This window comes from Streptomyces sp. NPDC002793 (assembly GCF_040295485.1).
In the GTDB taxonomy this organism is placed as follows: domain Bacteria; phylum Actinomycetota; class Actinomycetes; order Streptomycetales; family Streptomycetaceae; genus Streptomyces.
In genome coordinates, this window is record NZ_JBEOVL010000003.1 from 230,883 (window position 1) to 252,621 (window position 21,739).

The window sequence follows — 21,739 nt, forward strand, 5'->3', positions numbered from 1 at the left end:
CTCAGCCGGCCAGTCCGGCGGCCAGGAGCTCCACGAAACCGACGTCCTCGCGGGCCACCCCGAAGACCTCGGCCCGCTGCAGGGTGCGCTCGGCCCAGGCGCGGTGCGGCTTCACTTCGTTCATCTTGTTCGTGTAGGCGGAGCGCAGCACTCCGCCGCCGCCCCGTTCGGGCCGCAGGATGTCCTGCGCGTCGCTGTACTCCTCGTGGCTGACGACGGACAGCGCGTGCACGGGCAGGACGTGGGACGGATGGATGCAGGTCTTGCCCAGCAGCCCGTTGGCCCGGTCGAGCTCGATCTCGCGCAGCAGACCGTCGAGGTCGTGCTCGATGAGCGTGGTGCGGAGCTCCTCGGCCTGCCCCATGAAGGGGCTGCGGCGCAGCTGGGGCTTGAACATCCGTTCCTGGAGCCGGAAGTACTCCCATACGGGTCCGGTGATGGTGAAGCCGGTGCCGTCCGCCCGGCCCAGCACATTGACGACGTCGCCGATGACGGCTCCGACGATCTGGACGTCGTACGCCGTCATGTCGGGGGCCCGGCGCAGACCGTAGGCGGAGCAGAAGTCGGTGACACCGAGCCGCAACGCCAGGATCCGCTCGCGGTGTTTGTCGACGGCACGGGCGATTCCCCGGAGGGTCTCGCTCCTGGTCTCCAGGTGCAGGAGTTCCGGGGATTCGAGGACGGGCATCGCGAACAGCCGGTGACCGCTGTCCGCTTCGGCCGCGGCGAGGGCTTCCAGGAAGAGCTCTCCACGCTCCTCCGTGAATTTCGGAAGTACGAATCCGGACAAGAATCGGACGGAGCTTCCGAGCCGCCGCACGAGGTCGGAGATCTGCTCCGGTTCGCGCACCCTGATGAAGAGCAGCGGCACCTTCGCGTCCCGCGTCTCGAGGTCGGCGAACTGGCGGACCAGATTGGACTCGGCGCCGGCCACTTCGGAGTCGTCGATGGAATCCTCCAGGCAGAGCACCATGGAGATGACGCCCAGCCCGGCCTGCTTGATCACGTCATCGGCCAGTCTGGGCCGGGTCGCGGGACTGTAGAGCGTGGCGCCCAGGGCCATGGACAGCATGCGGGAGGAGGACCGCGCGTCGAATTCGCACGGCTCCCTGAAGAACAGACTGTCCCGGACAGCGGGCGAGATATGCCCGAAATGACGCATGTGTTTCCCCCGTACTGTCATAGAGGCCGGACAACGTATGGCCGGTAATAGTACGTTCGGACAGGTGTCGTCGGTTCCCCGTCCCCGTGAACTTCGGGTGTCCCCGGCGTATCTCACACCCCGCGCGGCGCGCCTGCGTGCTCCCCACGAGCAGTGCCTGGCCTACTGTTTCGTACCCCCGCGTTGTCCGGACGCCCCCCCAGCAGGCAGGATGACCGCCATGACGCACGCGATGCTGAAGGGCTCGAACGTCCCTCTCGACGCCATGGCCGTACGGGCCGTGCTGCGCTGGACCCCGGGCGACGGTGTCCCGGACGTGGACGCCTCCGCCCTGCTGATCGACCCCTCCGGCCGGGTGCGCTCCGACGAGGACTTCGTCTTCTACAACCAGCCGCGGCATCCTTCGGGACTCGTCCGGCGCCTGCCCAAGCGCAGTTCGCCCGAAGGGCTCACGGACACCATCGAGGCGGACCTCTCCTCGCTCGACCCGTCCGTGGAGCAGGTGGTCATCGCCGCGTCCTGCGACGAGGCGCCGTTCGAACGCGTGACGGACCTGCGGATATCGCTGTACGACGCGGCATCCACCGACGGCGAGCCGCTCGCGGTCTTCGACGTACGGGCGGAGACCGGCGAGGAGACCGCCGTCATCTGCGGCGAGCTGTACCGGCGCGGGGACGGCTGGAAGTTCCGGGCGGTGGGACAGGGATACCCGACGGGCCTCGTCGGACTGGCCACCGCCTTCGGTATCTCCGTGGACGAGGCCGAGGCCGCCTCCGAGGCCGGTCCCCCGGCCGTGCCCAGCGCCCCCGAGACGCCCACGTCCGCCCTGCCCGCACCGGAGCCAGGCGCGCCCTCTCCCGACTCCCAGGCCACGGTCCAGCACCAGCAGCCCGCGTACGGCTATCCGCAGCCCGCTGTGGCGCCCCAGCCGGCCTACGGCTACCCGCAGCCGCCCACCGCGGCTCCTCAGCCCGCCTACGGCTATCCACAGCCCGCCGCGGGTCCGCCGGCCTACGGCTACCCACAGCCTGCCGCGGCGGCGGCGCATGCCGCCGATCCGAATTTCGTGCTCCCCCCGCAGGGCCCGCAGTTCCTCCGGTCGTGAACCGGGGGCGCTGCCGCCCTCCACGGAGCGCACTCAGGCTCGCGTCTTGTAGCCGCGTCCCCACTGCATGCCGAAGCCGTACATCCGGTCCAGCTCCGACTGGAAGCCGTACACGAACTTCACCTCGCGGCGCACGATCAGCTCGCCCTTGACGTTCTCCACCGTGAACACCGCGCAGGAACGGGCCTGAGGTGCCCGCTCGTCCAGCTCTATCTCGATGCGCGGGCCGTTGCCCGGATAGAGCGTCACCTTGGCGTGCGTACGGTCGAAGGCCGGGGTCTGGTCGTAGATGTAGACGAAGAACAGCAGGCGCTTGATCTCCTCGTGCTTGTCGAGGTTCACGTAGACGGTCTCGCCCGACGGCGCGCCGAAGCGGTCGTCCCCGCTGAGCCTGACGTACGGCGCCGTGTTCAGGTCGCCGATGAGGTTGCCCAGGGGCTGCACCACGCCCTTGGTCCCGTCCGCCAGTTCGTACATGCAGCCCAGGTCCAGGTCGACGTTGACCATGCCCTGGGTGTGCGCCTGCACCACGTCGGGCTTGAAGAGCTTCAGCGGACGCAGCAGCCTGCCGCTCTGCCGCGACCTGCCGCCGATGTCCGACGTACGCATCCGCCACGACAGGTTGACGCGCAGGTTGCCCGACAGCGCGCCCTGCTTGGTCAGCGAGACCGTCGCGTTGCGCTTGGACAGCACGATCGAGCTCGTCGCCGAGTTACCCGACTCGAACTGCGCCGACCGCAACGGAAAAAGGCCGTCCCAGAAGGCCATCCCAACCCCCATATTTCTCACTGGTACCCGACCCCGCACGTCACTGCGGGGCGGCCACCGGCCGGGTCCGGGTGTTCCCGGAGAACCGCCGCGTGGGCCGCCCCGCAGAGAGAGCGTTCCTCATTCCCTACCGGGTCACACCCCGGAGGAGACTTCCGCCTTGGAATCGGAGCCGCCGTCGCCGCCGCCGGCCGCCGCGGCGGCCTTGTTCCGCCGCACCGAGGACCAGAAGGACCAGCCGATCAGGATGACTCCGACGGAGCCGGTGATGAGCTCGTTGATCTCGTGCTGGATGGTGACGAGGAGGATCACCGACAGGGCACCGATCGCGTAGTGCGCGCCGTGCTCCAGGTAGACGTAGTCGTCCAGCGTGCCCTGGCGGACCAGGTAGATGGTGAGCGAACGGACGTACATGGCACCGATACCGAGGCCGAGGGCCATCAGCACGATCTCGTTGGTGATGGCGAAGGCGCCGATGACACCGTCGAACGAGAAGGACGCGTCGAGAACCTCGAGGTAGAGGAACATGAAGAACGCGGCCTTGCCCGCCAGGACGACCCCGGAGACCGGCTTCCCGGCCTTCCTGGCCTCTTCCTCGGCCTCGTGTTCGCGCTCTTCCTCCTCCTCGAGCTTGCTCTCGAAGAATCCGGAGAGGCCGCCGACGACGAGGTACGTGATCAGACCGGCGATACCCGAAAGCATGACGGTCTCGGCCTTGTTCGCGTGACCGCCACCGTGCTGGTGGGCCTGGGTGGCGAACGTCATCGCCGTGATCATGAGGATGATGAGCGCGACGCAGACCGACAGCATGTCGACCTTGCCGAGCTTGGCGAGCGGACGCTCCAGCCAGCCGAGCCACTTGATGTCACGGTCCTCGAAGATGAAGTCGAGGAAGATCATGAGCAGGAACATGCCACCGAAAGCGGCGATGGACGGATGGGCGTCCGTCACCAGTTCCTTGTAACGCTCGGGGTCGTTGAAGGAGAGATCAACAGCCTCGATGGGCCCGAGTTGGGCACTGACGGCCACGATCACGACAGGGAAGACCAGCCGCATACCGAAGACCGCGATGAGCACGCCGATGGTGAGGAAGATCTTCTGCCAGAAGGCACTCATCTTCTTCAGGATCCCGGCATTGATCACCGCATTGTCGAAGGACAGCGAGATCTCCAGGACCGACAGGATCGCGACGATACCGAATGCCTGCCACCCCCCGTAGAACACCGCTGCGACCAAGCCGAGCGCGGTAACCGCGAACGACCAGCCGAAGGTTTTCAGGACCACTGGCTACCCCATCATGTGTGTAAGGGTCTCCCCCGGTGAGAACGGGGCTCCCCCGCGCCGTGCGCGGCTTTACGAAACGTTGACCCCGAAGTCTAGAGCGATGCCTCGCAGCCCGGACGCGTACCCCTGCCCGACTGCACGGAATTTCCACTCCCCGCCGTAACGGTAGAGCTCGCCGAAGATCATCGCGGTCTCCGTCGACGCGTCCTCCGTGAGGTCGTACCGTGCCAGCTCCTGGCCGTCCGCCTGGTTCACCACGCGGATGAAGGCATTGCTGACCTGACCGAAGGTCTGCCCGCGATTGTCGGCTTCATGGATCGAAACCGGGAAAAGGATCTTGTCGCAGTGAGCCGGCACCTGCGTCAGATTCACGATGACGGACTCGTCGTCGCCGTCGCCCTCACCCGTGAGGTTGTCACCGGTGTGCTCGACGGAACCGTCGGGACTGGTGAGGTTGTTGTAGAACACGAACCACTCGTCGCCGAGGATCCGGCCCGACTGGCACAGCAGTGCGCTGGCGTCGAGGTCGAAGGCGGCTCCCGTCGTGGATCGTGCGTCCCAGCCGAGCCCCACCAGCACCTGCGTGAGATCGGGTGCGGCCTTGGAGAGGGAGACGTTGCCTCCCTTGGCGAGCGTGACGCCCATGGTGTGTCCTCCCCGAGTCGATGGACGGTCTTTCGGCCCGGCACGGGCGCCTGACGGACGCGGGGCGCCCTGTGCCGAGCGCGTCCGGCGCCGCACGGGGTGCGGCGCCGGACGTGAGGAAACCGGTGGCGTCCGGAGAACCCCTCCGGACCGGCTCAGACGTTGACGCCGAAGTCCTGCGCGATGCCGCGCAGGCCCGACGCGTAACCCTGGCCGATGGCACGGAACTTCCACTCCGCGCCGTTGCGGTAGAGCTCGCCGAAGACCATGGCGGTCTCCGTCGAGGCGTCCTCGCTCAGGTCGTAGCGGGCGAGCTCGGTGTTGTCCGCCTGGTTGACGACGCGGATGTACGCGTTGCGCACCTGGCCGAAGCTCTGCTGACGGCTCTCGGCCTCGTAGATCGAGACCGGGAAGACGACCTTGTCCACATCGGCCGGGACACCGGCGAGGTTGACCTTGATGACCTCGTCGTCGCCCTCGCCCTCACCGGTGAGGTTGTCACCGGTGTGCTCGACCGAGCCGTCGGGGCTCTTCAGGTTGTTGAAGAAGACGAAATTCCCGTCGCTGCCGACCTTGCCCTCGGCGTTCGCCAGCAGCGCACTGGCGTCGAGGTCGAAGTCACCGCCGGTGGTCGTACGGGCATCCCAGCCCAGACCGACGATGACCGCCGTCAGGTTCGGCGCGGCCTTGGTCAGCGAGACGTTGCCGCCCTTGCTGAGGCTGACTCCCACGAGTCCTCCAAAAGTTTTGAGAGGGCCGGCAGACACCAGCGCCCCCGTCGTGCGTTGGCATAGGATCAACGATCGGATCCTAGTGACCGGTTCCCGGTCAAAACAGGCTTTTGGCCGGTCGAGGCCAGGAGATCCCCGGATCCGGCACCTCGCAAACCCCTGATCCCGCGCAAGCCCTGCCGGGCCCCGCCGGATCAGATCGAGTCGAGCGCCTTGATGTAGTCGTTCAGGTCACGTGCGTCCGGCAGGCCGTTGACGACGGTCCAGCGGACCACGCCCTCCTTGTCGATGACGAACGTGCCGCGCACCGCGCAGCCCTTGTCCTCGTCGAAGACTCCGTACGCCCGCGAGGTCTCCCCGTGCGGCCAGAAGTCCGAGAGCAGCGGGTACTCGAGGCCCTCCTGCTCGGCGAAGACGCGCAGGGTGTGGATCGAGTCGTTGGAGACGGCGAGCAGCTGGGTGTCGTCGTTCTCGAACTTCGGCAGCTCGTCGCGGAGCGCGCACAGCTCCCCGGTGCAGACGCCGGTGAAGGCGAAGGGGTAGAAGAGGAGCACCACGTTCTTCTCGCCACGGAAGTCGGAGAGCTTCACGGTCCGCCCGTGGTTGTCCTTCAGCTCGAATTCCGGAGCCTGCGTGCCGGCCTCGATCGCCATGTGAAACGCGTCCCTTCGCAAACGTCGTACTTCCCGGCCTGGGCCGTCCGGGTGACACCCACCCTACGCAGCGCCACCGGTCTCACCCGGGCGGGTCCGCACCGGGGCATACGAAGGCCCCCGGCGGCGTGGTGCCGTCGGGGGCCTCGGGTGATGAAAGAGCTCTCAGCGCTTGGCCGGGGCCCCCTTGGGGGTGACCAGACGGCTGCCCGTCCAGTCCTTGCCCGCGCTGATGCTCTTGGTCTGGGCGAGACCAGCTGTCTGGGCAGCCTCGTTGATGTCGCTCGGCTCGACGTATCCGTCTCGGCCGGTCTTGGGCGTCAGCAGCCAGACCGCCCCACCGTCCTCGATCAGACCAATGGCATCCACCAGCGCGTCCGTAAGGTCGCCGTCCTCGTCGCGGAACCAGAGCAGGACGACGTCAGCGACGTCGTCGTAGTCCTCGTCGACGAGTTCCTGGCCGATTGTGGCCTCAATGCCCTCACGGAGCTCCTGCTCGACGTCGTCGTCGTAGCCGATCTCCTGGACCACCTGTCCGGGTTCGAACCCAAGCCTTGCGGCCGTGTTGGTCCGTTCCTCCGCGTGGTCCGCGGTCGCGCTCACGGGTTGCCTCCTGATCATGTTTCGGAAAATGCTTCAGCCACGCGCGTGCGCGGGGCGTTGGCCGTAGTCCACACGGGCTCGGCGAATCGCGCAAGTACCCGGCGTCCGAGACCGCCTAAACGGTGACGTTCCCTGCCACGTCGCCGCAACGTCCGGCATGTCTCCTGCGGGGCCGGAAACGGTGTCCGGACCCTTTACGTCCTTCCTCAGCTTATGCCGTTTCGCTCCGCCATTCGGATCCGAACGTCCTTTGGGAACGCTTGGCCGGGTTGGGCGTATGGTTGCGGTTTGGGCAGGACCGCCCTCGCAGCGCTGGTACCCGTGCCCGGGACACGGCGTCCGGGAACCTCGGGTTACCTCGGGGTAGAGATGACGTCCAGGTCCTCGCGGTACACGATGGAGGCGGCGTAAGCAGCCGTCCCGGGGGTACGTTTCCCGCAACCATGCCCCGAAGAGCACCACCGAACAGCGAAGGAACAGCGTGGCTTCCGCATCCGATCGCAACCCGATCATCATTGGCGGCCTTCCGAGCCAGGTCCCGGACTTCGATCCCGAAGAGACCCAGGAATGGCTCGACTCCCTCGATGCCGCCGTCGACGAGCGCGGCCGCGAGCGGGCCCGCTACCTGATGCTCCGGCTCATCGAGCGTGCGCGCGAGAAGCGCGTGGCCGTGCCCGAGATGCGCAGCACGGACTACGTCAACACGATCGCCACGAAGGACGAGCCGTTCTTCCCCGGCGACGAGGAGATCGAGCGCAAGGTCCTCAACGCGACCCGGTGGAACGCCGCGGTGATGGTCTCCCGCGCCCAGCGCCCCGGGATCGGTGTCGGCGGTCACATCGCCACGTTCGCCTCCTCCGCCTCGCTGTACGACGTGGGCTTCAACCACTTCTTCCGCGGCAAGGACGACGGTCTGGGCGGCGACCAGATCTTCTTCCAGGGGCACGCTTCCCCGGGGATCTACGCCCGCGCCTTCCTCCTCGACCGGCTGAGCGAGGCCCAGCTCGACGGCTTCCGCCAGGAGAAGTCGAAGGCGGGTCACGCGCTGTCCAGCTACCCGCACCCGCGGTCGATGCCGGACTTCTGGGAGTTCCCGACCGTCTCGATGGGCCTCGGCCCGCTCGGCGCGATCTACCAGGCACGGATGAACCGCTACATGGAGGCGCGTGGCATCGCCGACACCTCCAAGTCGCACGTGTGGGCCTATCTCGGCGACGGCGAGATGGACGAGCCGGAGTCGCTGGGGCAGCTGTCCATCGCCGCCCGCGAGGGCCTGGACAACCTCACCTTCGTGGTCAACTGCAACCTGCAGCGCCTGGACGGACCGGTGCGCGGCAACGGCAAGATCATCCAGGAGCTGGAGTCGCAGTTCCGCGGCGCCGGCTGGAACGTCATCAAGCTGGTCTGGGACCGCACCTGGGACCCGCTGCTCGCGCAGGACCGCACCGGCATCCTGGTCAACAAGCTGAACACCACGCCGGACGGCCAGTTCCAGACGTACGCCACCGAGACCGGGGCGTACATCCGTGATCACTTCTTCGGTGACGACCCGCGGCTGCGCGACATGGTCAAGGACATGTCCGACGACCAGATCCTGCACCTGGGCCGCGGCGGTCACGACCACCGGAAGGTCTACGCGGCGTACGCGGCGGCCAAGGCCCACAAGGGCCAGCCGACCGTGATCCTGGCGCAGACGGTCAAGGGCTGGACGCTCGGACCGAACTTCGAGGGCCGCAACGCGACCCACCAGATGAAGAAGCTCACGGCCGACGACCTGAAGCGCTTCCGTGACCGGCTGCACATCCCGATCGCGGACAAGCAGCTGGAGGACGGCAACCCTCCGTACTACCACCCGGGCCGTGACTCGGAAGAGATCCAGTACATGCACGACCGGCGTCAGGGTCTCGGCGGTTACGTCCCGACCCGTGTCGTGCGGGCGAAGCCGCTGCCCCTGCCCGACGACAAGGCGTACGCGACCGCGAAGAAGGGTTCGGGTCAGCAGTCGATCGCCACGACCATGGCGTTCGTCCGCGTCCTGAAGGACCTCATGCGGGACAAGGAGATCGGCAAGCGTTTCGTGCTGATCGCGCCCGACGAGTACCGCACCTTCGGCATGGACGCGTTCTTCCCGAGTGCGAAGATCTACAACCCGCTCGGCCAGCAGTACGAGTCGGTGGACCGTGAGCTCCTCCTCGCGTACAAGGAGTCGCCGACGGGTCAGATGCTGCACGACGGCATCTCCGAGGCCGGCTGCACGGCCTCGCTGATCGCCGCGGGTTCGGCGTACGCCACGCACGGCGAGCCGCTGATCCCGGTGTACGTCTTCTACTCGATGTTCGGTTTCCAGCGCACGGGCGACCAGTTCTGGCAGATGGCCGACCAGCTGTCGCGCGGTTTCGTGCTGGGCGCGACCGCCGGTCGTACGACTCTGACGGGTGAGGGCCTCCAGCACGCGGACGGCCACTCTCAGCTGCTCGCGTCGACGAACCCGGCCTGTGTCTCCTACGACCCGGCGTTCGGGTACGAGATCGCGCACATCGTCAAGGACGGTCTGCGCCGGATGTACGGCGGGACGCCCGAGGAGAACGAGGACGTCTTCTACTACCTCACCGTCTACAACGAGCCGATCCAGCACCCGGCCGAGCCCGCCGATGTGGACGTCGAAGGCATCCTCAAGGGTGTGCACCGCTATCGCGCCGGCGAGAAGGGCGGGATCCCGGCCCAGATCATGGCGTCCGGTGTGGCTGTCCCGTGGGCGGTCGAGGCCCAGCGGATCCTCGCCGACGAGTGGGACGTGAAGGCGGACGTCTGGTCGGCGACCTCCTGGAACGAGCTCCGCCGTGAGGCCGTCGAGGTGGAGCGCCACAACCTGCTCCACCCGGAGGAGGAGCAGCGCGTCCCCTATGTGACGCGGAAGCTCTCCGGCTCCGAGGGTCCGTTCGTGGCGGTCTCGGACTGGATGCGTTCCGTGCCCGACCAGATCGCGCGCTGGGTGCCGGGCGCGTACCAGTCGCTGGGTGCGGACGGCTTCGGCTTCGCCGACACCCGGGGTGCGGCACGCCGGTTCTTCCACATCGACGCGCAGTCGATCGTGCTGGCGGTGCTGACCGAGCTGGCGAAGGAGGGCAAGGTCGACCGTTCGGCGCTGAAGACGGCGCTCGACCGCTACGAGCTGCTGGACGTGGCCGCCGCCGGTCCCGGCCCGGCCGGCGGTGACGCGTAAGGGAACCGCGGTTCCGGACGGAGGGCGGCGGAGCTTCACGGCTCCGCCGCCCTCCGGCGTTCACCGGCCCCGCTCAGTTCTCCCAGATCTTGAAGGCCCTGACCGTGTACGGCGAGCGGGGCACCCAGGTGCCGTCACCCGGGTACGTCTCGAATTCGCCGGTCTCGGCGCACTCCGCCGACTGGTAGGTGGTGACGGGCCGCCCGGTGCGGTTGACGAGCGCCTGGGCGGTCCGCCCGGCCGGCAGCGGGACGCAGCTCTCGATGTCGACGGTGGAGAGCTCGTGGACCTGTGTGCCCCCGGTGAAGTCGGCCTTCGCCCAGAGGCAGAGCTGCCCCGCCCCGCAGGGTGCGAGCCCGCCGGGCGCCGCGTGCGGGGCGCTGCGGATGCGGTCCTGCCCGGTGGACCCGTGGTGCGCGGCCGGTGCCGCGCCCGAGGACAGGGCGGTGGCCGGGACGAGTGCGGTGGCCGCCAGAGTGGCGGCGAGGACGGTCGTACGCATGGTGCGCATGGTGGTTCAACCCCCGTGGTCGAGCGAGCCGGGTGGCTCGCATGTCCGCACTCTGACCTGCGGAAGCACGGGGCGGGAAGGGGCCGGGCGGCGGACCACCCTGATAGGCGACAGCCCCGCCGGAGCGGTCCGTCGGGCTGTCGGGTGCGCTGTGTTGACGCCTGGGGCGCCCGGGGAGCACCCGGCGCCGGACCGGGATCACGGGGGTTCGGATGCGCCCCGCGCCCGTCCCCACCCCGGCGCTCGGGCCACGCTCGGTGAGCGCGGAGACCGGGCCGACGGTCCCGGCGACCGCAGATTTCATGATCCTGCCTGACACGAATGTGTCATGGGCGACACCGTGATCTCCGCCGCCCGCATGCGGCGCAGCGTCGGTCCGGAGCGGGAGACCACCCTGTCGATCGCCGAGCCGGAATCCGTCCGGACCGGCTCGGACCTGCGCCGTCCGACCATCGGCACGCCGCGTGAGCGCACACTTACGCGCATCGCACAGGTGTGCCGTACCCCTCGCCGCTCCCGCATGGCCGAACTCACAGAGCCCTGGCCCCTCGGACCGATTCGAGCGGCGGGCAGCTCTCCGGGACACCGGAGTGTGAATCCGCCGGCCACGGAGCGTAAGAGTCGGACGGTCGATTCCCAGCGGTCGAGTGATCCGTGCCACCCCTGCGACGGCGTCAGGGGCGCGTCTCCTAGGGTGGGGCGCAGTGACTTCCTTCGACTCCTCCCCCACTCTCACCGCATGGCGCGCGCTGCTCGCCCTCGCGGTCGTGTTCGTGATGCTGGCGACCACCGGATGGACCGCCGTACGTCATCAGCACTCCGCCGCGCCGCGCGAGACCGCCCTCGCCTCCTGGGCGAAGGACCGGATAGCCGGTCGCGCGCTCCCGGACGTGAGTGCCCCGGCGAAGCGGCTGGCGCACTTCTTCTCGACGCTCACTGCGGGCCAGCAGGTCGCCCTGGCGGACGAGTACCCGCTGGTGGTGGGGAATCTGAACGGAGCGCCGGCCGCCTTGCGCTACCGGGCCAACCGGCACGCCCTGGCACAGGCGGAGTCCGCCGAGGAACAGCGGACCCGGGACGTGCGGCTCTCCCCGGACGGGCGCCACCAGGCCGTGCTCCGGCTCGCGCGCTTCCGGTCCCTGCTCGCCGGGGACCGGCAGATCCTCACCTTCGACCCGTCGGGCCGCGGCCGGGCGGCCGAGGTCTTCGGCGACCTGGACCGGGCCGAGCGCGTCTCGGTCGTCGTGCCCGGGGTCGACACGAACCTGCTGACGCTGGAACGCAGCGGCATCAAGAGGAACGCGGCGCCCGTCGGCATGGCGCAGTCGCTGTACGGCGCCGAGCGCTCGGCGCGCCCCGGTTCGCGCACGGCGGTCATCGCGTGGGCGGACTACACGGCGCCCGTGGGGATCGGCATGGACGCCGCGCTGGGCGGACTCGCGGAGGACGGGGCAGTGCGGCTGAACGCCCTGGTCGAGGCTCTGCCCGGTACGTCGGACGTCTCGCTGTTCTGCCACAGCTACGGCTCCGTGCTGTGTGGTGTGGCCGCTCACGACCTGCCGTCCAGAGTGTCCGACATCGCGGTCGCGGGCAGTCCGGGGATGCGGGTGGACAGCGCCGCCGGCCTGCGCACCGGGGCCAGGGTGTGGGCGATGCGGGACGGCGACGACTGGATCGAGGACATCCCGCACATGGAGGTCGGCGGGCTCGGCCACGGCGCCGATCCGGTCGACCCGGCCTTCGGCGCACGGATCGTGTCCGCCGACGGCGCGGTCGGGCACAGCGGTTATTTCGAGCCGGGCACGGAGAGCCTCAGCAACCTCGCCGCGATCGGCGTGGGCGCCTATGACGCGGTCAGTTGCGCGACCACCGATGGTGCGTGCCACCGGGAGATCTCCGGTACGACAGAGGCCTGACGCGCGTAGAAGGACGTGGCGAGACGTCTGACGCGCGTAGAGAACGGCGGGCGGCCCGTCTGCCTGGTCGCGATTCCGCCTGTACCGAAGGGGGACGTGCGGGCCTGTGCCACATACGATGAGGCACATGGGTGATGTGCTGGCCGGAATTCATGCCACCTGGGAGTTCGACACCGACTCCGTGCTCATCCGCTTCGAACGGGGAATCCGCACGCCGAGGCTCTTCCAGAGTCTGCGTGAACGCCGCATACCGTACGCGGCGTTGTCTTCGGTGACGCTGACCCCGGGCAAGCGGGGCACGGTGGTCCTGCACGCGGTGCCGAGACCCGGTGCCGATCCACTGCTGGAGGCTGCGGCGGGGCAGCTCAAGGAGGGAATCGACCCCTACCGACTGGTGCTGCCCGTCGAACGCGAGACGCTCGCCGGGTACTACGCCGACGAGCTGCGCGCCCTGCTCGGCTCCGAGGCGGCGCTACCCGCCGAACGCTTCCTGGTGACGGCCCCCGAGGCGCCCCTGCACTTCAAGGCGTACGACGGCCGGGCCGGTTTCGACGGGTCCCTGGTCTCCTTCCGGTGGTTCTGGACGGGGGCGTCGAGCGCCAAGTGGAAGGCGGGCGACCAGACGTTCCCCGTGGCGGAGCTGGGTGGGATCGAGTGGCGTTCGCCGGAGGCATTCGAGGGGTATCTGCGCCTGGTGCCGCACGGCGCGGTGGCGGATCACGAGGTGGGCGGCCCGGAGCCGGTGCCCGGCACGGGGCAGCCCTCCGTGGGGCGTGTCCAGCCGGACCAGGATCCTGCCGCTGTCGTGTTCGGCCTGGGCTACGGGCCGGTGCACGAGTCGCTGCCCTTCGCGGCGGCGGTCCTGGAGTCCGTCCGCCGGACACAGCCCGCCCCGGTCGCGAACGCTCCGGTCGCGGTCGGCGCGCGGCGTGACCCGGCGGACATCGCCGAGCGGATGCGGCACCTCGGGGACCTGCACCAGGCTGGTCTGGTGACGGACGCGGAGTACAGCGCGAAGAAGGCGGAGCTCCTCGCCGAGCTGTAGGCGGCCCCGGCCCCGTACTCCGGTACGGGTCGGGGGCCTGAGGTCCACCCTTCGGTATGACGCCGTCCGGCACCCCGCGCGCCTACGCTGACCCGACCATGTCCTCCCCTCCTCCCACCGGGCCCCCGCCCGCCGACGGTCTGCTGAGCGCCGCCCGCCGCAATCTGCGCGAGCTCGCCCACGGGCTGTCCCACGCGTCCCACCCGCCGACCCCGCTGTTCGCGGATTCCCCGCGCCGCTGGCTGCGGCTGCTGCCGTACGCCGTGGTGGTCGCGCTCACCGCGGTCTTCATCCCTGTCACGATCGACGTGCTGACCAGCGACTACGGGGTACGCGGCGGAGTCGCCGGAGCGCTGGCAGTCGGGCAGGCCGTACCCCTGCTGATGCTGGCGCACCGGCCGTTGCAGGCCTGGTGGATCGTCTTCGCCGCCGACATCGTGGGCGCTCTGGTGCTGCTGGCGCGGCCCGAACAGCAGGGCACCATCTGGCCGTGGAGCCCACCGGCGATCGTCGGCTACCTCTTCGTGCTGCTGGCCCTCGGCCTGCGTGAGAGCCGGCGGACCGTGGTCGGCGTGTGGCTGATGACAGGCGCTGCAGGGTTGCTGCTGCATCTGATCGCGCCGGTGCGCAGCGACGGTGGCGCGCTCCTGCTGGCCGTCCTCGGCGCGGTGGTCCTCGTGATCGGGGCCTCGGTGCGGGAGCGGGGCGAGGCGCAGCGCCGGCTCGCCGAGCAGTGGACCATCAGCGAGGCGGAGCGGGCCCAGCGGACCCTGCTGGAGGAGCGCACCCGGATCGCCCGTGAGCTCCACGACGTGGTCGCGCACCACATGTCGGTGATCACCGTGCAGGCCGACTCGGCTCCGTACCGGGTCAACGGGCTCTCCGAGGAGGCCCGGGCGGAGTTCGCGTCGATCGCGGCCGGTGCCCGGGAGTCGCTGGCCGAGATGCGGCGGCTGCTGTCGGTGCTGCGCAGTGACGGGAGCCGGGGGGAACTGGCTCCTCAGCCGGGTCTCGAACGGTTGCAGCAGCTGGTGGAGGCGACGGTGCGGGCCGGGCTCCCGGCCGAGCTGTCACTGGCCTCGGACGTGCGGGAGGCGGTGGAGCGGGGCGGTGTGCCGCAGGCGGTGGACATGTCGGCGTACCGCATCGTGCAGGAGGCGCTCGCCAATGCGGTCCGGCACGCGCCGGGCGCGCGGACCAGGGTGTCGGTCACGGCACGCGACGGCCATCTGACGGTGCTGGTCGTCAACGACCGTGCGCGGAAACCGGGTTCGCCGCTGGAGGAGTCGGGGACGGGACACGGGCTGGTCGGCATGCGGGAACGCGTACGGTTGACCGGCGGCACACTCGACACCGGTCCCCTGCCCGACGGGGGTTTCCGGGTGGCCGCGCGGCTCCCCTTGCCGCCGAACCGGCCGCCCTCGGCATCCGCGACCCCGGAGGAACCGTGACCATCCGCGTGATCATCGTCGACGACCAGGCCATGGTGCGGGCCGGGTTCGCCGCGCTGCTGTCGGCGCAGAGTGACATCGATGTGGTGGGCGAGGCCCCGGACGGGCGCAAGGGGGTCGAGGTCAGCAGGGCGGCTCACCCCGATGTCGTCCTCATGGACGTGCGGATGCCGGAGATGGACGGACTGGCCGCCGCCCGCGAGCTGTTGAGCCCGCCGGTGGGAGTGATCCACCGGCCGAGGGTCCTCATGCTCACGACGTTCGACGTCGACGACTACGTCTACGAGGCGCTGCGCGCCGGGGCGTCCGGCTTCCTGCTGAAGGACGCGCCTCCGGCGGACCTGATCTCGGCGGTACGGGTCGTGGCGGCGGGGGACGCGCTGCTCGCGCCGTCCGTGACCCGGCGGCTCATCGCCGACTTCGCGCGTCAGCGGCCCGCTCCACCGGCCGGCGGGCCGGCGCTGCGGCTGAACGGGCTGACCCCGCGTGAGACGGAGGTCCTGGAGCTCATCGCCCGGGGCCTGTCGAACCAGGAGATCGCGGCGCGGCTGGTGCTGGCCGAGCAGACGGTGAAGACCCACATCGGCAAGGTGCTGGCCAAGCTCGGCCTCCGGGACCGGGCGCAGGCCGTCATCTTCGCGTACGAGTCGGGGCTGGTGGCCCCCGGGGAGGCGTAGGACACCGGGCACCACCCCGGCCGGGCGTGGGGTTGTCCCCCGGTACGCCCCCTACCCCGGTAGCACCGGACAGTTGGCTCCGTGGGGTGACGCCCTGCCACCCGCCGTCCTCCTACCTTCCTCTCCCGCACACCGAACGGTGTGCCGGGGAGGAAGGGGAGGGCACGATGCGCCGATTCACGAGGACACTCGCCGCGGTCGCACTGGCGACCACGGTGGTGGCGGGGAACGTCGGCTGGGCGTCCGGGAGCGCCCGAACGGCGGTCACGGGACCGCCGCCCGGCAGCGCCTCATGGCGCGCCGACGAGTCGACGGGGCGGGAGCTGCCCGACCCGGGCCGCGCGACGCCCGGTCAGGTCCGGTCGTTCTTCCGGGGGTTGGGCGCGGCGGAGCAGCGGGAGCTGCTGGAGCGGCACCCGTCGGTGGTCGGCAATCTGGACGGGGTTCCGCTGGAGCTCCGCTACCGTGCCAACGCCCGTGCGCTGCGGGCCTCCCAGGATCCCCGGTACGTCCGTCTCGCGGCGCCCGGACGGCAGATCCTCGCGTTCGATCCGCGCGGGCGGGGCCTGGTCGCCGAGGTGTTCGGGGACCTGCGGTCCGCGCGCCGGGTGTCCGTGGTGGTGCCGGGTTCGGACATCGACGCCGGCAGCTTCGACCGGCGCGGCAACGTGTACGGGACCCCGGTGGGCATGGCGAAGTCTCTGTACGCCGAGGCGGGCGCCGGCCACGCGGTGATCGCCTGGGCCGGTTACACCACCCCGGTCGGCCTCGGCCTGGACGCGGCGACCGGCACGCTGGCCGCGGCGGGGGCGGAGCGGCTGACCCGGTTCACGGCGGGGCTGGCGGCGGACGGGCTGCCCGCGCCTGCGGTGTTCTGCCACAGCTACGGCTCGGTGGTGTGCGGGCTCGCGGCCTCCGGGCTCGGTGCCACGGACCTGGTCGTACTCGGCTCCCCCGGGATGCGCGCCGACGACGTGGCCGGGCTGGGCACCACGGCCCGGGTCTGGGCGGCCAAGGACGACACCGACTGGATCGACGACATACCGCATGTCGAGGTGGCGGGTCTCGGGCACGGCGCCGACCCGGCCGACGAGGACTTCGGCGCCCGTCGGGTGCCCGCCGACGACGCGAAGGGCCACACCGGCTACTTCGTCCCCGGCACCGACTCGCTCCGCGCCTTCGCCGCCATCGCCGAGAGGGCCTCCTGATGAGCGTGCGGCAGCTGGTCTCCCGGATCGACGAGCGGACGCCCGCCCACCGCGACCGCGCGGTCGACGGCCTGCGCGCCCTCGCGCTGCTGGCCGTCCCGGCAGGTCACTGGCTGCTGGGCGGCTTCACGCTGGACGGCGACGGCGCCCTGCACAACGCCAGCCCGCTCTCCACGTTCGCCGTGTTCTCCCCGGTGAGCTGGGTGCTCCAGATGCTGGGTGTGTTCTTCCTGGTCGGCGGCTACGCCTCCGTCCTCTCCTACCACCGCAGGCCGTCCACCACCGGCGCCTGGCTGCGCACCCGGATGGTCAGGCTCGGCAGGCCGGTGCTCGGTGTGACCGCCGTGTGGGCGCTGATGATCCCGGTGCTGTACGCGGCCGGGGTGCCCGAGGCCACCTTGCGTACGGGTGCGAAGCTGGTGATCCAGCCGCTCTGGTTCGTCGGGGTCTACGCCGTCGTCACGGCGCTCACGCCGTACTGCGTACGTCTGGCGCGGCGGCTCGGCGGCTGGGCGGCGGCCCCGCTGATCGCCTCGGTCGCCGTCGTCGACCTCCTGCGCTACGGGCCGTACGCGGACGCCGTGCCGTCCTGGCTGAGTCTGCTGAACATCCTGCCCGGCTGGCTCTTCGCCTATCAGCTCGGCGTCTCCTGGGGCGAGGGCCGCCTCGGCCGGCGCGGGGCGCGGCTCCTGCTCGTCGGGGGGACGGCGCTGTTCGCGGTGCTGCTGCTCGTCTTCCACTACCCGGCGTCGATGGTCGGTGTGCCGGGCGAGGCGCGGACCAACTCGCATCCGCCGTCGCTGCTGGTCCTCGCGCTGGCCTCGGCGCAGAGCGGTGCGGCGGTCCTGCTGCACGGCCGGATCGGGCGGGCGCTGCGCCGCCCCGCACTGTGGGCCCCTGTGGTCGTGATCAACCTGTCGGCGATGACGATCCTGTGCTGGCACCAGACGGCGATGCTGGCGGCGGCCGTCCCCGCGTCGTTCGCCGGAGTGGTGCCCGGGCTCACGTCGGCCCCGGACTCGATCGGCTGGATCCTGGCCCGAATGGCCTGGATGCCGTTGTTCGCCGCCCTGCTCGTCCTCGTCTCGCGGTACGCCCGCCGGTTCGAGGCACCCTGGGACGCCACGGGCGGCCGAGGCCGGAACGCCCGTCGGGCTGCGGCCGGACTGCTCGCGGTGGGCTTCGCCGCCTTCGCCCTCCGGCTGGCCTGAGTGCGCCGGGGCGGCAGCCTCCATGCCTGCCCACGGCATGACGATCTCCCCGCAGCCGTGGGACAACCGCACGAGTAGTGACAAGTGGGGCGGGCGTTCGTTTCTCAGGCGTGATCACCTCTTATGCTCCGACAGTGACGGGCACCGGCTACGCATCTTTTCTTCCGAATCGCGCACCCCGAAGAGCAGGAAATGTGCCTGGTCCAAGGCCCGCGGAATACCGTACGGCCCCGGGGCCGTACGTGATTTCTCCGGCGATGGTCCAAGGGGGCGCGGAAACACCGATGTTCGGGAAATTGATCAGGCTCTGGGCTGCTCGCGGTCGCACGCTCCCCGGTGTCCCGGACCCGGAGTGGCACAGGCTCTCCTCCTATCGGAACCACCTGGAGGAGACGGAGCGGACCCTGCGGATGCTCCGTCTCCAGAAGAACACGCCGATCGGATGATGTGGCCGCCGAAGACAACCGAAGATAATTCAAGTTCACAAACAAGAAGCACGAACGGCCGAGGACATGAAGCATGATGATTTTCGTCAGGTATGACCTCCCAGGCCCAATCGGGTCATTTCGCGATCCAGCTGAATCCTATTCAGCCGCAATGGCGTTGACCGACCGTGGAAGCCAGGGAGATGTGGACGCGGCACGCCGTTTTGGCCGACGCCTTCTGCGGCGCGGACGACCGTGTCCGTGAGGCGCAGTCGGTGTTCGACGGGGCGCAGGCCGAGCGCGCGAGGACTCTTGCGGCATTCGCCGTCACTGTGGGTAGCGACGTCGCGGTCGCCGAGTTGCTGGGGCTGAACGAGCGCGAGGTGCGCATTGCCCGCCGTACCGTGGGGAAGAGTGATGCCCGCTCGCTCGCCGGGTCACTGATCGGTCCTCCGCCCACCGATGCTCCGGACGTCGGCACGGCAACGGAGAACGAGCCCCGCGACATCGCCACCTCGCCCACGCCCCGAGGGGTCGGCAAACCTGCGGCCGAAGCGCGCCCGGAGTCCCCGCACTTCCCCATTCCGTCCCCCCGCGCGGAACAGTTCGCCGCTCGGCGGACACCACCCGCGGGCCCTCCGGGACCGAAGGAGAAGGAGTGGTCCCCCGCCTGCGATTCCCTGCTGGTGGAAGGCTGGAACAAGGGCACGGACGCTGCGGCGCTCGCCGACCGGCTCGGCGTCGGTCTGACGGAGCTGGTCTCCCGGGCCCAGGTGCTCCACGCGGACGGCCGCCTCACACAGGTACGCCGGGACCGGGGCCGTCACCGGCGCCGGACGGACGAATTCGATCGGAGCGTCGAGCCCGCCCCCACATTCGACCGAGCCCTGTACGCAGGAGCGAGCCAGACCCCTGCGTGGCCGACGGCCACGGACGCGTCCGTCCGGGCCGAGACCGGGCCGTACACGCCCTACGGCCAGGACGGCAACGGCTTCCTCCCCTCCTACGTCGATCCGGGTTTCGGGAACACCGCGTACCCGGTTCCGCAGAGGTGGGCCCACGACCGTCCGGCCGAGCGCTGACACGGGCCTCGGTCCGGGCACCCGGCTCAGCGACGCCCGTCGACCAGGCCGGATTCCCAGGCCCAGGCGGCGATCTCCACGCGGTTACGGGCGGACAGTTTGGTCTGCACATTGCCGAGGTGGGTCTTCACCGTGCCCACCGAGATGGACAGTTCGGCCGCGATCTCGGCGTTGGTCAGTCCTCTGGCCACCAGACGCACCAGGTCCTCCTCCCGTGCGGAGATCGCGGTGTTCGGCTTCCGGGCGGCGGGCCCGGCGTTGTTGAGGCGACGCAGCAACCGGACGGTGACGGCCGGACTCACCAGCGCCTCACCGGAGGCGGCCGCCCGGATGGCCTCGACCAGGAGGGCGGGGCCGGAATCCTTGATCAGGAAACCGGAGGCACCTTCGGTCAGGGCGCGCTGGACGTACTCGTCGTCGTCGAAGGTCGTGACCACGACGACCTTCGGTGGGTTCACGGTGCCGGGGCGGGTCAGCCTGCGCAGTGCCTCCAGACCGTCCATGCGGGGCATGCGGATGTCCATCAGCACCACGTCGGGCCGGTGTCGCTCGGCGAGTTCCACGGCGTGCACCCCGTCCGGGGCCTCGCCGACGACGTCGATGTCGTCCTCGGCGGCGAGGATCATCGCGAATCCGGCACGGACCATGGCCTGGTCGTCGGCGATCAGCACACGGATCGTCATGCGGTCACCGCCCCCGCCGTGGCCACCGGGAGCGTCGCCTCGACACCCCATCCGCCGGCCGTCATCGGGCCGGCCTGAACGCTTCCGCCGATCAGACCCACCCGCTCGGACAGGCCCTTCAGCCCGAAGCCGCTCTGTGAGACAGAGCGCGGCCGTCCGTCGTCGCTGACCCGCACGGTGACCCTGTGCCCCGAACGGTCCAGGCGCACCCGCACCTCGGTGCAGCCGTGGGCGTGTTTCCGTACGTTGGTGAGCGCCTCCATGACCACCCGGTGCGCGGTGGTGGTCACCTCCACCGGCAGGTCGTCGAAGGTCCCGTCCAGATCGAGGTGGGCCCTTGAGCCGCCGACGGCCGAGAACTCCTCGACGAGCGAACGCACTTCGCCGATGCCCGAGAGCGGCGCCAGGGCCACTTCTCCCTCCGCGTCGCGCAGCATCCCGACCATGTGCCGCATGGACGTCAGGGCCTCCGAACCCGCCTGTTCGATCCGTCGCAGCGCCGGGGGCACCAGTTCGGGCCGACGGTCCGCGATCGCCTGGGCTCCCTGCGCCTGGACGACGATGCCGGTCACGTGATGCGCGACGAAGTCGTGCAGGTCCCTGGCGAACTCCGTCCGCTGCTCCAGACGGAGAGCGGCCGCCTGCCGCCGCCGGTCGATGAGGAGCAGACGCATCCCGAGGCCGACGCCCAGCACCATGAGCGCCACCAGGGCGTAGAGCAGCGCCACGATGGTCGTGGTGTCCCGCACCGAGATCGACACCGGCCGCAGCACGATCGCCAGGAACAGCGCGGGGACGGCAACCGCCGCCCACGAAGGGGTCCCCCGGCGGGCGACGACCAGCAGGAGCCACACCAGAGCCGCCGGTTCGGCGAACCCCAGCGCCTGCGCGCCGACCGACATCTCCAGGTGCAGCACCACCGAGAGGCACAGCGACGCGACCGCGAGCGCACAGCAGGCCACGGGCAGCGCCCTGCTGCCGAGCCGGGGCGAAGCGACGACGAGTGCGATGCCCAGCAGGGCGCCGACCAGCTTGGCGGGGCCCAGCGGAGAGGGCCCGTGGTCGTCCTGGATCCGGTAGAAGTCGCCGCCCACCAGATCCAGCAGGACGAGACCGGCCAGGGCCACGACCAGCAGCAGCCGGCCCATCACGGGCAGCAACTGCCCGCGCGCCCACACCTGTGCGGACGCCGCGTCCGGTTTCTCCAGCATCTCCCTCACCGTTCTCCCGCCGACCGGCCGAAAGTAGGAGCCGGCCGCGCAGGATCTGTCTTTCGCCTGATCCGCCGCGGAGCGCGACGGAGAAGAGTGGTCCTCACCGGGCGGCGCTCGCCGTTCATCACACAAGGAGGATGCC

19 protein-coding genes are annotated in these 21,739 nt (G+C 70.1%); 9 read left to right on the forward strand and 10 right to left on the reverse strand.

Annotated elements, in window-relative coordinates; genetic code table 11:
* Position 1 precedes the first annotated feature (1 nt).
* On the reverse strand, positions 2–1,162 hold the full coding sequence (locus ABT001_RS04340; protein WP_351272159.1) for an HpcH/HpaI aldolase/citrate lyase family protein: 1,161 nt from the start codon (positions 1,160–1,162) through the stop codon (positions 2–4).
* A 220-nt stretch (positions 1,163–1,382) separates the two neighbouring features.
* Between ABT001_RS04340 and ABT001_RS04345 the strand changes: the two genes are divergently transcribed.
* Entirely contained in the window at positions 1,383–2,267 is an 885-nt protein-coding gene (locus tag ABT001_RS04345) for a TerD family protein (protein ID WP_502967417.1), read from the forward strand.
* Between the two features lie 33 nt (positions 2,268–2,300).
* Here the strand turns inward: ABT001_RS04345 and ABT001_RS04350 are convergent, their stop codons facing one another.
* The 6 genes from ABT001_RS04350 to ABT001_RS04375 form a co-directional block, all read right to left on the reverse strand.
* Positions 2,301–3,035 carry a TerD family protein gene (locus tag ABT001_RS04350; protein WP_351272164.1) on the reverse strand — a complete coding sequence of 245 codons (735 nt, stop codon included), beginning with the start codon at positions 3,033–3,035 and terminating at the stop codon, positions 2,301–2,303.
* Positions 3,036–3,170: 135 nt separating this feature from the next.
* A complete protein-coding gene (locus ABT001_RS04355) occupies positions 3,171–4,319 on the reverse strand; it encodes a DUF475 domain-containing protein (RefSeq protein WP_351272167.1) in 1,149 nt (382 codons plus the stop codon).
* Positions 4,320–4,388: 69 nt separating this feature from the next.
* Positions 4,389–4,964 (reverse strand): TerD family protein, encoded by a 576-nt coding sequence (locus ABT001_RS04360; protein WP_351272170.1) that lies wholly within the window; start codon positions 4,962–4,964, stop codon positions 4,389–4,391.
* Positions 4,965–5,119: 155 nt separating this feature from the next.
* Complete coding sequence (locus ABT001_RS04365) at positions 5,120–5,695, reverse strand: TerD family protein (protein ID WP_351272173.1); 576 nt, start codon at positions 5,693–5,695, stop codon at positions 5,120–5,122.
* 194 nt (positions 5,696–5,889) lie between these two features.
* Positions 5,890–6,348 carry a peroxiredoxin gene (locus ABT001_RS04370; protein ID WP_351272175.1) on the reverse strand — a complete coding sequence of 153 codons (459 nt, stop codon included), beginning with the start codon at positions 6,346–6,348 and terminating at the stop codon, positions 5,890–5,892.
* A 165-nt stretch (positions 6,349–6,513) separates the two neighbouring features.
* Positions 6,514–6,951, reverse strand: a complete 438-nt coding sequence (locus tag ABT001_RS04375) for a DUF3052 domain-containing protein (RefSeq protein WP_031092598.1) — start codon at positions 6,949–6,951, stop codon at positions 6,514–6,516.
* Positions 6,952–7,432: 481 nt separating this feature from the next.
* On the opposite strand from ABT001_RS04375, the gene aceE reads away from it, so the two are divergent.
* Positions 7,433–10,174, forward strand: a complete 2,742-nt coding sequence (gene aceE / locus ABT001_RS04380; protein ID WP_351272179.1) for a pyruvate dehydrogenase (acetyl-transferring), homodimeric type — start codon at positions 7,433–7,435, stop codon at positions 10,172–10,174.
* 73 nt (positions 10,175–10,247) lie between these two features.
* Here the strand turns inward: aceE and ABT001_RS04385 are convergent, their stop codons facing one another.
* The gene (locus ABT001_RS04385; protein WP_351272182.1) at positions 10,248–10,676 is read right to left on the reverse strand and encodes a peptidase inhibitor family I36 protein; all 429 of its coding nucleotides are present in this window, start codon (positions 10,674–10,676) and stop codon (positions 10,248–10,250) included.
* Between the two features lie 713 nt (positions 10,677–11,389).
* Here ABT001_RS04385 and ABT001_RS04390 point away from each other — a divergent pair.
* The 7 genes from ABT001_RS04390 (at position 11,390) to ABT001_RS04420 (ending at position 19,700) form a co-directional block, all read left to right on the forward strand.
* Positions 11,390–12,601, forward strand: a complete 1,212-nt coding sequence (locus ABT001_RS04390) for an alpha/beta hydrolase (protein ID WP_351272185.1) — start codon at positions 11,390–11,392, stop codon at positions 12,599–12,601.
* Between the two features lie 127 nt (positions 12,602–12,728).
* Positions 12,729–13,646 carry a DUF4429 domain-containing protein gene (locus ABT001_RS04395; RefSeq protein WP_351272188.1) on the forward strand — a complete coding sequence of 306 codons (918 nt, stop codon included), beginning with the start codon at positions 12,729–12,731 and terminating at the stop codon, positions 13,644–13,646.
* 56 nt (positions 13,647–13,702) lie between these two features.
* Positions 13,703–15,097, forward strand: coding sequence for a sensor histidine kinase (locus tag ABT001_RS04400; protein WP_502967418.1), 1,395 nt, complete (start codon positions 13,703–13,705; stop codon positions 15,095–15,097).
* Entirely contained in the window at positions 15,094–15,774 is a 681-nt protein-coding gene (locus tag ABT001_RS04405; protein ID WP_351272194.1) for a response regulator, read from the forward strand. Before ABT001_RS04400 ends, ABT001_RS04405 begins: the two co-directional genes overlap by 4 nt.
* A 167-nt stretch (positions 15,775–15,941) precedes the next feature.
* On the forward strand, positions 15,942–16,982 hold the full coding sequence (locus tag ABT001_RS04410; protein ID WP_351272197.1) for an alpha/beta hydrolase: 1,041 nt from the start codon (positions 15,942–15,944) through the stop codon (positions 16,980–16,982).
* Positions 16,982–18,193, forward strand: a complete 1,212-nt coding sequence (locus ABT001_RS04415) for an acyltransferase family protein (RefSeq protein WP_351272199.1) — start codon at positions 16,982–16,984, stop codon at positions 18,191–18,193. The genes ABT001_RS04410 and ABT001_RS04415 overlap by 1 nt, the downstream gene beginning before the upstream one ends.
* A 613-nt stretch (positions 18,194–18,806) precedes the next feature.
* Positions 18,807–19,700: a hypothetical protein gene (locus tag ABT001_RS04420; protein ID WP_351272201.1), complete on the forward strand. Its 894-nt coding sequence runs from the start codon at positions 18,807–18,809 to the stop codon at positions 19,698–19,700.
* 26 nt (positions 19,701–19,726) lie between these two features.
* Here ABT001_RS04420 and ABT001_RS04425 read toward each other — a convergent pair whose 3' ends face one another.
* A complete protein-coding gene (locus tag ABT001_RS04425) occupies positions 19,727–20,383 on the reverse strand; it encodes a response regulator (RefSeq protein WP_351272204.1) in 657 nt (218 codons plus the stop codon).
* Positions 20,380–21,594: a sensor histidine kinase gene (locus ABT001_RS04430; protein WP_351272207.1), complete on the reverse strand. Its 1,215-nt coding sequence runs from the start codon at positions 21,592–21,594 to the stop codon at positions 20,380–20,382. The genes ABT001_RS04425 and ABT001_RS04430 overlap by 4 nt, the downstream gene beginning before the upstream one ends.
* Between the last annotated feature and the right edge of the window lie 145 nt (positions 21,595–21,739).

What these genes read in the sequence shown, in the direction of transcription:
- ABT001_RS04340 (WP_351272159.1), bottom strand. Translation starts at nt 1,162, where the DNA reads ATGCGTCATTTCGGGCATATCTCGCCCGCTGTCCGGGACAGTCTGTTC.
- ABT001_RS04345 (WP_502967417.1), top strand. Translation starts at nt 1,383, where the DNA reads ATGACGCACGCGATGCTGAAGGGCTCGAACGTCCCTCTCGACGCCATG.
- ABT001_RS04350 (WP_351272164.1), bottom strand. Translation starts at nt 3,035, where the DNA reads ATGGCCTTCTGGGACGGCCTTTTTCCGTTGCGGTCGGCGCAGTTCGAG.
- ABT001_RS04360 (WP_351272170.1), bottom strand. Translation starts at nt 4,964, where the DNA reads ATGGGCGTCACGCTCGCCAAGGGAGGCAACGTCTCCCTCTCCAAGGCC.
- ABT001_RS04370 (WP_351272175.1), bottom strand. Translation starts at nt 6,348, where the DNA reads ATGGCGATCGAGGCCGGCACGCAGGCTCCGGAATTCGAGCTGAAGGAC.
- ABT001_RS04385 (WP_351272182.1), bottom strand. Translation starts at nt 10,676, where the DNA reads ATGCGTACGACCGTCCTCGCCGCCACTCTGGCGGCCACCGCACTCGTC.
- ABT001_RS04395 (WP_351272188.1), top strand. Translation starts at nt 12,729, where the DNA reads ATGGGTGATGTGCTGGCCGGAATTCATGCCACCTGGGAGTTCGACACC.
- ABT001_RS04400 (WP_502967418.1), top strand. Translation starts at nt 13,703, where the DNA reads ATGACGCCGTCCGGCACCCCGCGCGCCTACGCTGACCCGACCATGTCC.
- ABT001_RS04410 (WP_351272197.1), top strand. Translation starts at nt 15,942, where the DNA reads ATGCGCCGATTCACGAGGACACTCGCCGCGGTCGCACTGGCGACCACG.
- ABT001_RS04415 (WP_351272199.1), top strand. Translation starts at nt 16,982, where the DNA reads ATGAGCGTGCGGCAGCTGGTCTCCCGGATCGACGAGCGGACGCCCGCC.
- ABT001_RS04425 (WP_351272204.1), bottom strand. Translation starts at nt 20,383, where the DNA reads ATGACGATCCGTGTGCTGATCGCCGACGACCAGGCCATGGTCCGTGCC.
- ABT001_RS04430 (WP_351272207.1), bottom strand. Translation starts at nt 21,594, where the DNA reads ATGCTGGAGAAACCGGACGCGGCGTCCGCACAGGTGTGGGCGCGCGGG.